Origin of the sequence: Streptomyces sp. WM6372, assembly GCF_001279655.1 — a bacterium.
Lineage (GTDB): Bacteria > Actinomycetota > Actinomycetes > Streptomycetales > Streptomycetaceae > Streptomyces.
The window spans coordinates 14,163-29,080 of sequence record NZ_LGDB01000186.1 but is presented as its reverse complement, the minus strand read 5'-3'; the positions used below and the strand labels follow the sequence as shown (position 1 = coordinate 29,080).

Sequence of the window (14,918 nt, the reverse complement as noted above, 5' to 3'; positions counted from 1 at the left end):
CCCGGGGCCGCCCGGAGTCTCGGGTGCACGCCAGAACGCGGGCGCGGGCTGGGGCGTCCGCCTCGGCTCGGGCTCCGGCTCCGGCTCGGGGATCCGGCCGCCTCTGGGCCGCCCCCGGCTACCCATGACCGCCACCGGAGGACGGTGTCGCCGTGGACACGGTCTCCGTACGGGCCGTGGGACTCGTGGGAGCCGACCCCCACCGCGAAACCGGCCAGCCGATCCAGTCGGCCCGCCCGATCACCTTCTCCACCGGCACCATCCCCCCGCCCGGTTCCCCCAGGTGGTCCCGGGAATCCCGGGACTGGGAACGATGATCACCCATGACCCACAGGGTCCCCAGGGGTACGACGATCCGGAAGGGCACCTTCGAGGGCGCGTCGCCCGGGTACAGGTACGGCTCATCCATCGGGACCCCGTTCACCTTGATCCGCCCGCCGGCGTCGCAGCACACCACGTCGTCCCCGCCGACGCCCACGACCCGCTTCACGAAGTCGGTCTCGGACGGCTCGCCGATCCCGAGTGCGGAGGCCGCGCCGTGCAGGGCCTCGCCGATCGGATTTCCCTCGGGCCCCTCGCGTACGAAGGACCCCGTGCCGTCGAAGACCACCACGTCCCCGTGCCGGGGCCGGTCGCCGAAACGGTACGCCAGCTTGTTCACCAGCACCCGGTCCCCGACCTGGAGCGTCGGCTCCATCGACCGGCTCGGGATCTTGAAGGGCTGTACGACGAAGTTGCTGACCAGCAGCAGGAAGCCCGTGCAGAGCACGCCGAGCACCGCGGCGCCCCGCACGGTCAGGAAGCCCCGCCACCCGGGCAGCGCACGGCGTCCCCACAACGCAAAACGCGGCCGCCCCTCCCCCGTTTCGGGGGAGGAGTGGCCGCGCTGTGTGAGCTCTGCTTCGGTGTCCATCGAGGGCGAGCCTATCCGGCCGCCTCCGGGACCCGGAGAGGAGATCAGCGGTCGCGCTTCTCCTTGATCTTCGCGGCCTTGCCGCGGAGCTCACGGAGGAAGTACAGCTTGGCGCGACGCACGTCACCGCGGGTGACGAGCTCGATCTTCTCGAAGATCGGGGAGTTCACCGGGAAGGTGCGCTCGACGCCGACGCTGAAGGAGACCTTGCGAACGGTGAAGGTCTCGGAGACGCCAGAGCCCTGGCGACGGATGACAACACCCTTGAACTGCTGGATACGGGAGCGGTTGCCCTCGATGACGCGGACGTGCACGTTGATCGTGTCACCCGGGCGGAAGGCCGGGACGTCGGAGCGGATCGAGGCGGCGTTGACGCCATCGAGCAGGTGAGACATGTTCTTCGTCTGCTTTCTTCGCACGACGCCACAGGCCGCCGGTGCGGGTTTCCGGAGAGAATTCGGGAGCCGCGACACTCGGCGGGCGACTGTCCCCCTGTGGCAGGGGCGCACGCGAGCACACAGCAGCCGCCTATTCTTCCACGGCCTCCGGCCTACGCCAAAATCGGCCGTCGGCGGTGGGCCGCCAGCCCAGGATGCTCAGGATCTCGCGGTCCTTCTTGTCGAAGGCGGAGGCCTCGCAGCGCTCGATCAGGTCGGGGCGGTGCCGCGCGGTGCGGCGGAAGGCCTCGTCCCTGCGCCAGCGGGCGATCTTCCCGTGGTGGCCGCTGAGCAGCACGTCCGGGATGCCCCGGCCGCGCCACTCCGGGGGCTTCGTGTAGACCGGCCCCTCCAGCAGGTTGGCCATCTCGCCGGGTGCGAAGGAGTCGTCGCGGTGCGATTCGGCGTTGCCGAGCACTCCGGGCAGCAGCCGGGCCACGGCCTCGGTGACCACCAGGACGGCGGCCTCGCCGCCCGCCAGCACGTAGTCGCCGATGGAGACCTCGTAGACCGGCATGCGCGTGGCGTACTCGTCCATGACCCGGCGGTCGATGCCCTCGTACCGGGCCGGCGTGAAGATCAGCCAGGGCCGCTCGGAGAGCTCGACGGCCAGTTCCTGGGTGAACGGGCGGCCGCTGGGCGTGGGCACGACCATGACCGGGCCGCGCGCGCCGGACTCGTATCCGTCGGCCAGGGCCTCGTCGAGGGCCTCGCCCCACGGCTCGGTCTTCATGACCATGCCGGGGCCGCCGCCGTACGGGGTGTCGTCGACCGTGTTGTGCCGGTCGTACGTCCAGTCCCGCAGGTCGTGGACGTGTACGTCGAGCTGCCCGCGGACCCGCGCCTTGCCGACGAGGGAGACGTTCAGCGGCTCCAGGTACTCGGGGAAGATCGTGACGACGTCGAGACGCATCAGGCTTCTTCCCCGGCCTCGGCCCCGTCGTCACGCGTGGAGACGATCTCGGCGCGGTCGTCGATCAGCCCGGGCGGCGGGGTGATGACGCAGCGCTGCTCCTCCAGGTCGATCTCGGCGACGATCTCCTCGACGAAGGGGATCATCACCTCGGTGCCGTCGGGACGCTCGACGATGAAGAGGTCCTGCGAGGGCAGGTGGGAGATCTCGGTGATCCGGCCGATCTCGGTACCGTCCTCCAGCACCACGTCCAGGTCCATCAGCTGGTGGTCGTAGTACTCGTCTTCTTCCTCGGGGAGCTCCGAGGGGTCGACGTCGGCGATCAGCAGGATGTTGCGCAGCCCCTCGGCGGCGGTGCGGTCCTTGACGCCGGCGAAGCGGAGCATCAGCCTCCCGCTGTGCACGCGGCCCGTCTCGATGGTCAGCGGACCCGCCGACGCCGGTTCGGTCCGCAGGACGGCACCGGGCGAGAGCCGAAGCTCCGGCTCGTCGGTCCGCACCTCGACGCTGACCTCACCCTTGATCCCGTGGGCGCGGCCGATCCGCGCGACTACCAGCTCCACCTAGTTCTCCTGTTCAGACGACGACGGGCCGGGGCGGGCACGAATGCCCTCCCCGGCCCGTGCCGGTGATTCACGTTCTCAATGAACCAAGTCTCAGCGGACCTGGTCCACGTCGACGAGGTCGACGCGGATCCCCCGGCCGCCGATGGCGCCCACGACGGTACGCAGGGCACGCGCGGTGCGGCCGTTACGGCCGATCACCTTCCCGAGGTCGTCCGGGTGAACCCGGACCTCGAGCACCTGCCCACGACGCAGGTTGCGCGAGGCGACCTGCACTTCGTCGGGGTTGTCCACAATGCCCTTTACGAGGTGCTCAAGAGCCTCCTCGAGCATGATCAGGCCTCGGTCGACTCGGCGGCGGCCTCAGCCTCGTCCGCCTTCTTGTCGGCCTTCTTCGCCTTCTGCGTGATGGCCTCGCCCTTGGTCTCGCCGATGCCCTCGAGGGCCTTGGCGAACTCGTCGAAGGAGCGACGCTTGCTCTCCTTCGTCTCCGGCTGCAGCAGCGGCGCGGGGGCCGGGAGGCCCTTGTGCGCCTGCCAGTCACCGGTCAGCTTCAGGATGGCGAGCACAGCCTCGGTGGGCTGGGCGCCGACCGACAGCCAGTACTGCGCACGCTCGGCGTTGACCTCGATGCGCGACGGGTTGTAGGTCGGGTGGTAGATACCGATCTCTTCGATCGCGCGACCGTCCCGGCGGGTGCGGGCGTCGGCGACGACGATGCGGTAGTGCGGCTGGCGAATCTTGCCGAGGCGCTTGAGCTTGATCTTGACTGCCACTGGAGTGGTGTCTCCTGAACTTGACGTGGTTGGGCACATGAGATGCCACGTGGGGTTGCGGTACTCGGGTGCCCGATGGACGCGTCAGCCGGAGGAGAGAGGGGTCCTATGCGACTGTCGAGTACAGCTAGCCATTGTGCCACATGCCTGCGGCGCTTCTCGCGGGGAGTCGGCCGGGCTCAGGAGGCGGCCGCCGAGACGGCGACCTCGGGGATGCGGAACGGCTTCATACAGCCGCCGCACACGATCGGCGCCTGGGCCAGCACGGAGGGGACCACCCGCACGTTGCGCCCGCAGTCGCAGACCGCCTTGACGCGGACACCGCCACCGGAGGAGCCGTGCCGGGCGGCCGGCCCGCGGAAGCTGCGCTTGGTGTCGGCGGCCGTCGCGGCCGTGTGCGCCTTCAGCGCGCGCTGAAGGCGCTCCATGGTGGGGCGGTAGCGCTTCTTCGCCTCGGGATTGAGCGAGACCAGGGAGAAGCCGCTGCTGGCGTGCGGCTCGTCGGAGTGGTCCAGCCCCATCTCCTCGGCGATCGCGAGGAATCTGCGGTTGTGGTAGCGGCCTGCCCGCGAGGTGTCGCGCACTCCTCGGGCGGCTGCGATGCCGTGGACTGCCTCGTGCAGCAGTCGCTCGAAGGAGAGCTCGGCGCCGCAGGCGGACGAGGACTCTCCGATCAGGGACTCGGGCGCGGCAAGGTCAGGCAGCTCGGGGTGGTACCGCTGAATGTCGGCCCACGCCTGCGCCAGCTCTGCGGCGAGAACAGGTGGTGTCGTGCTCACGTCGTGACAACGAGCCGGGGTGCCCCGGTGTTCCGATTCCGGGCCATTCCAAATTTTTTGCACGTACCAGTCAGTTCAGTCTCATGCGTCGCGACGAGGACGGGTGCGCCGATCCCAGGATGAGTCGGTACGTAACGTCGACCAACAGGACCGGCCCCCGGCGCGCGGCTCGTGCCGTGCGCGGGGGCCGGTCCCTGGTCAGACGGCGGCGATCAGTACGAGCGCGCGACGATCGCGAGCGTACCGGGGGCGTCGTCCGCCTCCGGAACCGACCCGTCCGCGGCGATCAGGCAGCGTACGGAGACGGCCTGCTCGCCCAGCTTGGCCTCGCCCTCGGGGCCGAGGTCGGCCCACGGGATCCGCGCCCAGCCGCCGGCGATGGCGGCCTCGGCGGCCTCCTCGATGGTGGAGACGTCGGAGGTACGGGCCAGGCGGCGCTCGCGGGACTCGCGCAGCAGCTGCGCCTGGTCCTCGTCGAGGACCTTGGGCAGCAGGTCGGCGAGGGCGTCGATCTGCACGGGCTCCTTGCCGCCCGGGATCCGGCGGGCCAGCATCGCGGTGCCGGCTTCCAGGTCGCGGGGGCCGATCTCCACGCGGACCGGTACGCCCTTGAGCTCCCAGTCCACGGCACGGCGGCCGAAGGGGGTGTCGACGCGGTCGTCGACGTGCACGCGGAGGCCGGCGGCCTTCAGCTGCGCGCCGAGCTCGCGGACCTTGGTGACGGCCTCGTCGCCCTTGATCGCCATGACGACGACCTGGATGTGCGCCAGGCGCGGCGGGACGCGGAGGCCGTTGTCGTCGCCGTGGGACATGATCAGACCGCCGACCATGCGGGTCGAGACGCCCCACGAGGTCTGCCAGACGAGCTCCTGCTTGCCTTCCTTCGACAGGTACTGCGTGTTGAAGGCCTTGGCGAAGTTGGTGCCGAGCTCGTGGCTCGTGCCCAGCTGCAGCGCCTTGCCGTCGCCCATCATGCCCTCGAGGGTGAGGGTGTTGATGGCGCCGGCGAAGCGCTCCTTGGCGGTCTTGCGGCCGAGCACGACGTCGATGCCGAGCACGTTCGTCATGAAGTCGCCGTACACGTCCGTGTGGATGCGGGCGGCGTAGTCGCGGGCGTCCTCGTACGTGGCGTGGGCGGTGTGGCCCTCCTGCCAGAGGAACTCACTCGTACGGAGGAAGACGCGCGGGCGCATCTCCCAGCGGACCACGTTCGCCCACTGGTTGATCAGAAGGGGCAGGTCGCGGTAGCTCTGGACCCACTTCGAGAAGTAGTCGTTGATGATCGTCTCGGAGGTGGGCCGGACCACGACCGGCTCTTCGAGCTCCTTGCCGCCGCCGTGCGTGACGACGGCGAGCTCGGGGGCGAAGCCCTCGACGTGCTCGGCTTCGCGCGTCAGGTACGACTGCGGGATGAACAGCGGGAAGTACGCGTTCTGGGCGCCCGCGTCCTTGATGCGCGCGTCCATCTCCTGCTGCATCCGCTCCCACAGCCCGTAGCCGTACGGTCGGATGACCATGGTGCCGCGTACCGGACCGTTGTCGGCCAGCTCGGCCTTGTTGATCAGATCCTGGTACCAGCGGGGGAAATCCTCCGCCTGGGGGGTGAGAACGGGTGCCTTTGCCATGGCGCGAATGGTACGGCGCCGGGCGCGTCGAGCGTGAATCGGGTGGCGCACTCCTCTGGACGCGGGGGCGAATGGGGAGTTCTCTGGCAACGGGGGCAAGGGGGCGACAAGGAATCAGGAGCGCTCTTTCGATGACACCGACGCCGACGGCGACGCTCGTCGCCCGGGACTGGGCGGAGATCCAGGAACGGATGCTGGTACCGCTGTACGAAGCGGTCTACGACCGGCTGGAGGTCGGGCCGGGCGACCGGCTGCTCGGCCTGGACTGCGGGGCGGGCCTGGCCCTGCTGCTGGCCGCGGGGCGGGGAGTAGCCGCCACGGGGGTGGAGGCGGACCCGGCGCGGCGGGCGCTGGCGCGCGAGCGGCTGCTGGAGGTGGTCCCGGCCCCGCCGGACGGCGCGCGCCCGTACGACGTGCTGCTGGCCTTCTCCCCCTCCGCGGCGGCCCTGGACGCGGCCCTGCCGGCGGTCCGGCGGGGCGGGGCGGTGGTGCTGGCCGACTGGGGCCCGGCCGAGCGGTGCACGGTGCCCGCGGTCCTGGGCGGCGGTCCCGCGCCGCGGGACCTGGACGCGGAGGTGGCGCGGGCCGGTCTCACGCCCGACGGATCGGGCCGGGTGTTCTGCCCCTTCGGGTACGCGGACGTGGACAGCGCGGTCCGGGGGCTGCTGTCGACGGGGCTGTACGAGGCCGCGTCCGATCCGGCGCAGGTCGAGAAGGAGCTGACCGAGGCGCTTCACCCGTACGAGCGGCCGGACGGCGCCGTGTGGCTGCCGAACATCTTCCGCTACGTGATCGCCCGCGTTCCGTAGCCGTGGCGGCCGCGGGGCCCGCGCCGCTACTTCGCCTCCTTCGAGAGGCGGGGGATGCCCGCGGCCTCGTAGGCGGCCGGCTCGTCGAGGGTCTCGTTCGCCAGCAGGGCCTCGGTCAGCGTGTCGAGTTTCGGCCGGTGTTCGCGCAGCAGCCGGCAGGCCTCCGCGTAGCACTCGTCGACGATGCGCCGCATCTCGTGGTCCACGACGTCGAGGGTGGCGGGGGCGGCCAGGAGCCCGTACGGACTCTGCGCGTCCGCCGGGATCGCGGTGAGGCGGCCGACGCGCTCGCTCATGCCCCAGCGGCCGACCATGCCGCGGGCGAGGTTGGTGACCTGTTCCAGGTCGTTCTCCGCGCCCGTGGTGATGACGTCGAACACGACGTGCTCGGCCGCCATCCCGCCCAGCGCCCCGATGATGCGGCCGCGCAGGTACTCCTCCGTGTACGAGTAGCGGTCCGCGTCGGGGGTCGAGAGGGTGACGCCGAGCGCCCGGCCGCGCGGCACGATCGTGATCTTGCGGACCGGGTCGGCGCCCGGCTGGAGCATGCCCAGCAGGGCGTGGCCGCTCTCGTGGTAGGCCGTGCGGCGGCGTTCCTCCTCCGGCATGACCAGTGACCGCGCGGCGCCCAGCTGGACCTTTTCCAGGGCGTCCATGAAGTCGGCCCGGGTGACCTGGCTCTGCTTGCGCTTCACCGCGAGGAGGGCGGCTTCGTTGGCCAGGTTGGCGAGGTCCGCGCCGGTCATGCCGGGGGTGGTGCGGGCCACCTGGTCGAGGTCCGCGTCGGCGGCGAGCGGGATGTCCCGGGTGTGGATGCGCAGGATGGCCTCGCGCCCGGCCCGGTCGGGCGGGGAGACCGACACCGTGCGGTCGAAGCGGCCGGGGCGGGTGAGCGCCGGATCGAGGACGTCGGGCCGGTTGGTGGCGGCGAGGACGACGACGCCCTCCGAGCCGGAGAAGCCGTCCATCTCGGTCAGGATCTGGTTCAGGGTCTGTTCGCGCTCGTCGTGGCCGCCCATGGCGGCCCCGCCGCCGCGGGCCCGGCCGATGGTGTCGATCTCGTCGATGAAGACGATCGCGGGGGCCACCTTCCGTGCCTCGGAGAAGAGTTCGCGGACCCGGGAGGCGCCCACGCCGACGATCATCTCGATGAACTCGGAGGCGGAGGCGGAGAAGAACGGCACCCCGGCCTCGCCCGCGACCGCCCGCGCCAGCAGGGTCTTGCCCGTGCCGGGCGGGCCGGCGAGCAGCACCCCGCCGGGCATCCTGGCGCCCAGGGCCCGGTACTGCTCGGGGTTCTTGAGGAAGTCCACTACGTCGTTGAGCTCGCCCTTGACCTCGTCGATGCCGGCCACGTCGGCGAAGGTGGTGCGCTTGCCGCCCTCCAGCTCGACGGGTTTGGGCGGCTGTTTGCGGCCCAGCCCGCCGACACCGCCCATGGCCGAGCCCATGCGGCGGGCGATGAACACCCACAGGAGGACCAGCAGCAGCATCGGGGCGAGCGAGATCAGCAGGTTGGCCAGGAAGCTGCGCTGCACGACGACCGGGGAGGCCGTGACGACGACGTTGTGCTTGCTGAGGTTCGCCCACAGGTCGTCGTCGGCGAAGGCCGGGCGCTGGGTGACGAACTTCGTGTAGTCGCCCTTGTCGCCGTCGGGCAGGGGCTGCTTGTTCTTCAGCTCGCCCTGGATGGCGTCGCCCTTGGAGTAGATCTTCGAGACGTTGCCGTCGGCGACCTGCTTGCTGAACTCCGTGTACGAGATGGTCGGCTCGTCGCCCTGGTTGAAGTACGACAGGGCCACGTTGGCGAGCAGGAAGACGATCAGTGCGGCGAGGACGAGTCCGCTCCAGCCCCCGGGCATCTTCCTCTTGGGCGGCGGCGTCGGCGCGCCCTCGGAACGCCAGGGCGTGTCGGCGCGTTCGCGAGGCGGTACGGGGGTGGGGCTGGGCACGTGGCCTCCTTACTGCCGTCCTCGTGGCCGACCATAAGGGATATAACGCCCGATTGCGCCCGCAGGACGTACGAGGAAGGGCCCTGGCGGGATGATCCCGCCAGGGCCCTTTCCGTACGTCCGTACGCCCTCGTCAGGCCGCGGCTTACTTCATGAACTTCTTGAACTCGTCCGGAAGGTCGAAGTCCTGGCCGGGCTGGCCGCCGCCGGCGGGAAGGCCGAACGGGCTGCCGGTCGCGGGCGGGGCGCTCTGCGGGCCCTGCTCGCGGCGGGCGGCTGCCGCCGCCTCCTCTTCCTTGCGCTTCATCGGGTTGCCGCTCTTGCGCTTGCCCTTGGCCTGCTTGATCTGCTTCTTCTGCCGGCCGGGGCCGCCGCCCATCCCGGGGATGCCCGGCATCCCGGGCATGCCGCCGCCCTGGGCCATGCGGGACATCATCTTGCGGGCATCGAAGAAGCGCTCGACGAGGTTCTTGACGGCGCTGACCTCGACGCCGGAACCCTTGGCGATACGGGCGCGGCGCGAGCCGTTGATGATGTGCGGGTCGTGGCGCTCGGCCGGGGTCATCGACTTGATGATCGCGGCGGTGCGGTCGACGTCGCGCTCGTCGATGTTGTTGATCTGGTCCTTGATCTGCCCCATGCCGGGGAGCATGCCGAGCAGCTTGGAGATGGAGCCCATCTTGCGGACCTGCTCCATCTGGGCCAGGAAGTCGTCGAGCGTGAACTCCTTGGGGCCCTTGGCCAGCTTGGCCGCCATCTTCTCGGCTTCGGCCTGGCTGAAGGTCTTCTCGGCCTGCTCGATGAGGGTGAGCATGTCACCCATGTCGAGGATCCGGCCCGCCATGCGGTCGGGGTGGAACGCGTCGAACTCGTCGAGCTTCTCGCCGTTCGAGGCGAACATGATCTGCTTGCCGGTGACGTGCGCGATGGAGAGCGCGGCACCGCCCCGGGCGTCGCCGTCGAGCTTGGAGAGCACGACGCCGTCGAAGCCGACGCCGTCGCGGAAGGCCTCGGCGGTGTTGACCGCGTCCTGGCCGATCATGGCGTCGACGACGAAGAGGATCTCGTCGGGGCTGACGGCGTCGCGGATGTCCGCGGCCTGCTGCATCAGCTCGGAGTCGATGCCGAGACGGCCGGCGGTGTCGACGATGACGATGTCGTACTGCTTGGTGCGGGCGTACTCGATGGAGTCCTTGGCCACCTGCACCGGGTCGCCGACGCCGTTGCCGGGGGCGGGCGCGTAGACCGCGACGCCCGCGCGCTCGGCGACGACGCTGAGCTGGTTGACGGCGTTGGGGCGCTGGAGGTCGCAGGCGACGAGCAGCGGGGAGTGGCCCTGGCCCTTGAGCCAGAGGCCGAGCTTTCCGGCGAGGGTGGTCTTACCGGCACCCTGGAGACCGGCGAGCATGATCACGGTGGGCGCGGTCTTGGCGAAGCGCAGCCGCCGGGTCTCGCCGCCGAGGATCGAGACGAGCTCGTCGTTGACGATCTTGAGGACCTGCTGGCCCGGGTTCAGGGCCTTGGAGACCTCTTCGCCGCGGGCGCGCTCCTTGACGTTCGCGATGAAGGAACGGACGACGGGGAGGGCGACGTCGGCCTCGAGGAGGGCGATACGGATTTCCCGCGCCGCAGCGTCGATGTCCTGCTCGGAGAGGCGGCCCTTGCCCCGGAGGGACTTGAAGGTCGCGCTGAGGCGGTCGGAAAGCGTATCGAACACGGTGGTCGCGATTCCTCGGGTCGGGGGCGTGTGGTCGCCCCCCAGGGTATCGGGCCCTCCCCCGGTCCGGGGACCCGCCTGTTTCCGGCCCCGGACTCCGCCCCCGGACGCCGTGCGGCGGGCCCCCGGCCCCGGGTCAGCGGAGGGCGGCCTCCAGGGTGGCGGCCAGGGCCGCCGCGGCGGCGGACGGCAGCGGTTTGCCGTCGGTGTCCACCACGTACAGGGAGTCCACCGCGTTGGCGCCCAGCGTCGAGACGTGCGCGCTGCGCACCCGCACCCCGGAGGATTCCAGGGCGCGCCCGATCCGGTGCAGCAGGCCCACCGCGTCCGGAGCCCGCACCTCCAGGACCGTGGCCAGCGAGGACACCTCCGGGACCACCGTCACCCGGGGCGGCGGCGGGACCACCCCGCGCCGCCGCGGGTACGCCGCCTCGCGGTCCGCCAGCTTCGCCGGGACGTCCAGCGAGCCGTCCAGCGCCCGGATCAGGTCCGTCCGCAGCCGCGCCGCCTCCGGCAGCGCCCCGTACTCCGCCGCCACCCGCCAGCGCAGGACGAGCACCTCGCCCGTCAGCTCGGCCAGCTCCAGCGAGCGCAGGTCCGCGGCCCGGACCGTGAGCCGGTGCAGGGCCAGTACGCCGGCCACCGCCGGGAGCACCCCCGGCTGGTCCGGGACCGCCACCACCAGCTCGACCCCGACCGCGTCGTCCTCCTCCTGGCGCGCGTGCAGCGCCAGGACCGGCTCCCCGGTGCGCAGCGCCTCCACCGCGAGGCGTTCCTGGTCGGTCGTCGCGATGGCCGGCTCCGCCGCGGCGGGCGGCGCGCCGCGCAGCACCGAGGCCACCCGCGCCACCAGGTCCGCCACCAGCGAGCCCCGCCACGTGCTCCACGCCGCCGGGCCGGTGGCCAGCGCGTCCGCCTCGGTCAGGGCGTGCAGGATCTCCAGCGTGCCGAGCGATCCCACGGCCTCCGCGACCGACCGGACCGTCGCGGGATCGTCGAGGTCGCGCCGGGTCGCGGTGTCGATCAGCAGCAGGTGGTGCCGTACGAGCACGCCCAGCACGGAGGCGTCCCGCTCGTCGAAGCCCACGCGTACGGCCACGTCGTGGGCGATCGTCTCGCCCGCCACCGAGTGGTCCCCCGGCCAGCCCTTGCCGATGTCGTGCAGCAGGGCGGCCATCAGCAGCAGGTCGGGCCGGCCGACCCGACGGGTCAGGGCGGAGGCCCGTACCGCCGTCTCCACCAGGTGCCGGTCCACCGTCCAGGTGTGGACGGGATTGCGCTGCGGCCGGCACCGCACCCGTTCCCAGTCGGGCAGCAGCCGGGTGATCAGCCCCTCCGCTTCCAGGGCCTCCCAGACCGCGACGGTCGGCTCCCCCGCCCCCAGCAGGGTCAGCAGCTGCTCCCGCGCCTCGGCGGGCCACGGCACGGGCAGCGGCTTGGCCTGCGCCGCGAGCCTTCGTACGGCGTGCAGCGAGACCGGCAGCCCGGCCTGCGCGGCCGCGGCCCCGAACCGCAGCGCGAGCACCGGGTCCCGGTCGGGCCGGGCGGCCAGGGCCAGGACGGCCTCGCCGTCGGACTCCACGACCCCCTCCGCGAGCGGCGCCCGCTCGGCCGCCGCGGCCCCCCGCGTCCCCAGCAGCCCGCGCAGCCTCGGCCGGGCCGCCCGGGCCCGCAGCACCCGCCCGACCTCCCGCCAGGTCACGTCCCCGGCGTACGCGACGACCCGCGCGGCCTCGTACACCTCGCGCAGCAGCGCGTCCGCGTCGAGCAGCCCGAGCTGGGCCGCGACCTGGTCCTGTTCCTGGAGCGAGAGCCGGTCGGTCGCCCGGCCCGTCACCAGGTGCAGGGCGTCCCGCGCGTCCAGCAGCCGCCGCCGGGCCTCGGCCAGCCCCTCGCGCGGGGCGTCCGCCAGCCAGGACGCGGCGACCGCCCGCAGCGCGGTGGCGTCGCGGAGCCCGCCGCGGGCCTCCTTGAGGTCGGGTTCCAGCAGGAAGCGCAGCTCCCCGGCCCGCTCGGCCCGCTCCCGGCACAGCGCGTGCAGCTGCGGGAGCCGCTTGGCGGCCTGGTTGCGCCAGTCGGCCAGCACCGAGGTGCGCAGGCCCGCGAGGAGCCCCGCGTCGCCCGCGACCGGCCGGGCGTCCAGCAGCCCCAGGTGCACCTTGAGGTCCTCGGCGGCGGTCTTGCGGGCCTCGGCCGGGGTCCGCACCGAGTGGTCGAGGGCCACGCCCAGGTCCCACACGGGGTACCAGATGCGGTCGGCCAGCGCGCTCAGCGCGCGCGGCTCCGCCTTGCCGTCGTGGAGCAGCAGCAGGTCGAGGTCGCTGCGCGGGGAGAGTTCGGCCCGCCCGTAGCCGCCGACGGCGACGAGGGTGGCGCCCCGTACCCCGGTCTCCCGCAGGGCCGTGCTGAACAGGGCGTTCAGCCAGTCGTCGGTCAGCCCGGCCAGCGCGGAACGCCGCGAAGGCCCGGACCGCGACTCCTCCTGGAGGAGTCGCAGCCGGGCCGCGGCGTAACCGCTGGGTCCCGAGGCGGACGGTTCGTCGGAATCACTCATCGTGGTCTCTTCGACGCTCGTCACCCAGGAGCTCCCGTCGCCTACAGCGCTTCCGCGCCGCGCTCGCCGGTGCGGACTCGGATGACCGCGTCCACGGGGACGCTCCACACCTTGCCGTCACCGATCTTTCCGGTGCGGGCGCCCTTGACCAGGACGTCCATCACCGATTCGGCGTCGTCGTCCTCGACGACCACCTCGATGCGGATCTTCGGTACGAGGTCCACGGTGTACTCGGCGCCGCGGTAGACCTCGGTGTGGCCGCGCTGGCGGCCGTACCCGCTGGCCTCGGAGACGGTGAGCCCCTGTACTCCGAACCGCTGGAGGGCGTCCTTGATCTCGTCGAGCCGGTGCGGCTTGACGATCGCGGTGATCAGCTTCATGCGTCAACCTTCTTGCTCGCGGCGGCAACGGGGGCGGGTGCGGCGGTGCTCCGGGAGGAGGCGCCGCCGCCGGCTCCGCTGAAGTCGTAGGCGGTCTCGGCGTGCTCGACCTGGTCGATGCCGGAGACCTCGTCGTCCTCGGTGACCCGCATCCCGATCGTCTTGTCCAGGAGGAAGGCCAGGATCGCGGACACCACGAGAGAGTAGGCGAGTACGGAGAAGACTCCGATGGCCTGCTTGCCGAGCTGCTCCAGGCCGCCGCCGTAGAAGAGGCCGGCCACGTCGGACTGGACGCCGCCGGTGGCGAAGAAACCGACCAGGAGCGAGCCGATGACTCCGCCGACGAGGTGGACGCCGACGACGTCGAGGGAGTCGTCGTAGCCGAACTTGTACTTGAGGCCGACGGCCATGGCGCAGACGACACCGGCGATGGCGCCGATGGCGATCGCGCCGAGCGGGGAGCAGGAGCCGCCGGAGGGGGTGATGGCGACGAGGCCCGCGACCGCGCCGGAGGCGGCGCCGAGGGTGGTGAAGGAGCCGTGGCGCAGCTTCTCGTACGCGAGCCAGGCGAGCATGGCGGCGGCGGTGGCGACCTGGGTGTTGACGAACATGACCGCGCCCACGCCGTCGTCGTTGCCGAGCCAGGAGCCGGCGTTGAAGCCGAACCAGCCGAACCAGAGCAGACCGGCGCCGAGCATCACGAGCGGGAGGCTGTGCGGGCGCATCGGGTCCCGCTTGAAGCCGACGCGCTTGCCGATGACCAGGATGACGCCCAGGGCCGCGGCGCCGGCGTTGATGTGGACGGCGGTGCCGCCCGCGAAGTCGATCACGCCGAGCTCGAAGAGCCAGCCGCCGGCGCCCCAGACCCAGTGGGCGACGGGGAAGTAGACGACGGTGACCCACAGGGCGGTGAACAGGGCCCAGGCGCTGAACTTCACGCGGTCGGCCAGGGCGCCGCTGATCAGGGCGGGGGTGATGACGGCGAACATCAGCTGGAAGACCGCGAAGACGTAGACCGGGATGGTGTACCCGTCCCACAGCTCGGTGATGCCGATGCCGCTGAGGCCGACGTAGTCGGAGGACCAGCCGATGAAGCTGCCGGAGTCCGTGCCGAAGGCGAGGCTGAAGCCGTAGAGGACCCAGAGGATCGTCACGATCCCGAGGCTGATGAAGCTCATCATGAGCATGTTGAGGCTGCTCTTGACGCGGACCATGCCCCCGTAGAAGAAGGCGAGCCCGGGGGTCATCAGCATGACCAGGGCGGAGCAGATGAGCATGAACCCGGTGTTCGCGGCAGAGAGCGTCGGGGCGTCTGCCGCGAGGGTCGTGATGGCTGATGCCATCGGCGTCTCCTCGTCGTCGGTACGTTCGCGTGCGGGCGATCGTGAAAACCTGAGCGGCGCAAGGCGTAAGGCCGGGGGTGGGGGCCTGGGGGCTGGCCGGTTATTGGCCCTGAGATTCGCGCAGGCCGGTTTCCGGCGGCGCCGCTGGGTGTTTCAC

At 71.6% G+C, this 14,918-nt stretch carries 14 protein-coding genes; 1 reads left to right on the top strand and 13 read right to left on the bottom strand.

Annotated features, from left to right (window positions below; genetic code table 11):
* Positions 1-118: 118 nt before the first annotated feature.
* The 8 genes from lepB to proS form a co-directional block, all read right to left on the bottom strand.
* The gene (gene lepB / locus ADK52_RS19350) at positions 119-913 is read right to left on the bottom strand and encodes a signal peptidase I (RefSeq protein ID WP_078988454.1); all 795 of its coding nucleotides are present in this window, start codon (positions 911-913) and stop codon (positions 119-121) included.
* A gap of 44 nt (positions 914-957) precedes the next feature.
* Positions 958-1,308, bottom strand: coding sequence for a 50S ribosomal protein L19 (gene rplS / locus ADK52_RS19345; RefSeq protein WP_008737520.1), 351 nt, complete (start codon positions 1,306-1,308; stop codon positions 958-960).
* A 133-nt stretch (positions 1,309-1,441) separates the two neighbouring features.
* On the bottom strand, positions 1,442-2,263 hold the full coding sequence (gene trmD / locus ADK52_RS19340) for a tRNA (guanosine(37)-N1)-methyltransferase TrmD (protein ID WP_053691090.1): 822 nt from the start codon (positions 2,261-2,263) through the stop codon (positions 1,442-1,444).
* Positions 2,263-2,826 (bottom strand): ribosome maturation factor RimM, encoded by a 564-nt coding sequence (gene rimM, locus ADK52_RS19335; protein ID WP_053691089.1) that lies wholly within the window; start codon positions 2,824-2,826, stop codon positions 2,263-2,265. The genes trmD and rimM overlap by 1 nt, the downstream gene beginning before the upstream one ends.
* A gap of 93 nt (positions 2,827-2,919) precedes the next feature.
* The gene (locus ADK52_RS19330; protein WP_030011889.1) at positions 2,920-3,159 is read right to left on the bottom strand and encodes an RNA-binding protein; all 240 of its coding nucleotides are present in this window, start codon (positions 3,157-3,159) and stop codon (positions 2,920-2,922) included.
* A gap of 2 nt (positions 3,160-3,161) precedes the next feature.
* The gene (rpsP, locus tag ADK52_RS19325; RefSeq protein WP_030162461.1) at positions 3,162-3,602 is read right to left on the bottom strand and encodes a 30S ribosomal protein S16; all 441 of its coding nucleotides are present in this window, start codon (positions 3,600-3,602) and stop codon (positions 3,162-3,164) included.
* A gap of 179 nt (positions 3,603-3,781) precedes the next feature.
* On the bottom strand, positions 3,782-4,381 hold the full coding sequence (locus tag ADK52_RS19320; protein ID WP_030298455.1) for a hypothetical protein: 600 nt from the start codon (positions 4,379-4,381) through the stop codon (positions 3,782-3,784).
* A gap of 212 nt (positions 4,382-4,593) precedes the next feature.
* Positions 4,594-6,006 carry a proline--tRNA ligase gene (gene proS, locus ADK52_RS19315; protein WP_053691088.1) on the bottom strand — a complete coding sequence of 471 codons (1,413 nt, stop codon included), beginning with the start codon at positions 6,004-6,006 and terminating at the stop codon, positions 4,594-4,596.
* 131 nt (positions 6,007-6,137) lie between these two features.
* On the opposite strand from proS, the gene ADK52_RS19310 reads away from it, so the two are divergent.
* Positions 6,138-6,815 carry a hypothetical protein gene (locus ADK52_RS19310; protein ID WP_053691087.1) on the top strand — a complete coding sequence of 226 codons (678 nt, stop codon included), beginning with the start codon at positions 6,138-6,140 and terminating at the stop codon, positions 6,813-6,815.
* Between the two features lie 26 nt (positions 6,816-6,841).
* Here ADK52_RS19310 and ftsH read toward each other — a convergent pair whose 3' ends face one another.
* The 5 genes from ftsH to ADK52_RS19285 form a co-directional block, all read right to left on the bottom strand.
* Positions 6,842-8,677: an ATP-dependent zinc metalloprotease FtsH gene (gene ftsH / locus ADK52_RS19305; protein WP_053691086.1), complete on the bottom strand. Its 1,836-nt coding sequence runs from the start codon at positions 8,675-8,677 to the stop codon at positions 6,842-6,844.
* A 235-nt stretch (positions 8,678-8,912) separates the two neighbouring features.
* A complete protein-coding gene (ffh, locus tag ADK52_RS19300) occupies positions 8,913-10,484 on the bottom strand; it encodes a signal recognition particle protein (protein WP_053691085.1) in 1,572 nt (523 codons plus the stop codon).
* Between the two features lie 136 nt (positions 10,485-10,620).
* A complete protein-coding gene (locus ADK52_RS19295) occupies positions 10,621-13,062 on the bottom strand; it encodes a [protein-PII] uridylyltransferase (protein WP_053691084.1) in 2,442 nt (813 codons plus the stop codon).
* A gap of 17 nt (positions 13,063-13,079) precedes the next feature.
* Positions 13,080-13,418, bottom strand: a complete 339-nt coding sequence (locus ADK52_RS19290; protein ID WP_053691083.1) for a P-II family nitrogen regulator — start codon at positions 13,416-13,418, stop codon at positions 13,080-13,082.
* Positions 13,415-14,761, bottom strand: a complete 1,347-nt coding sequence (locus ADK52_RS19285; RefSeq protein WP_053691082.1) for an ammonium transporter — start codon at positions 14,759-14,761, stop codon at positions 13,415-13,417. Before ADK52_RS19285 ends, ADK52_RS19290 begins: the two co-directional genes overlap by 4 nt.
* Between the last annotated feature and the right edge of the window lie 157 nt (positions 14,762-14,918).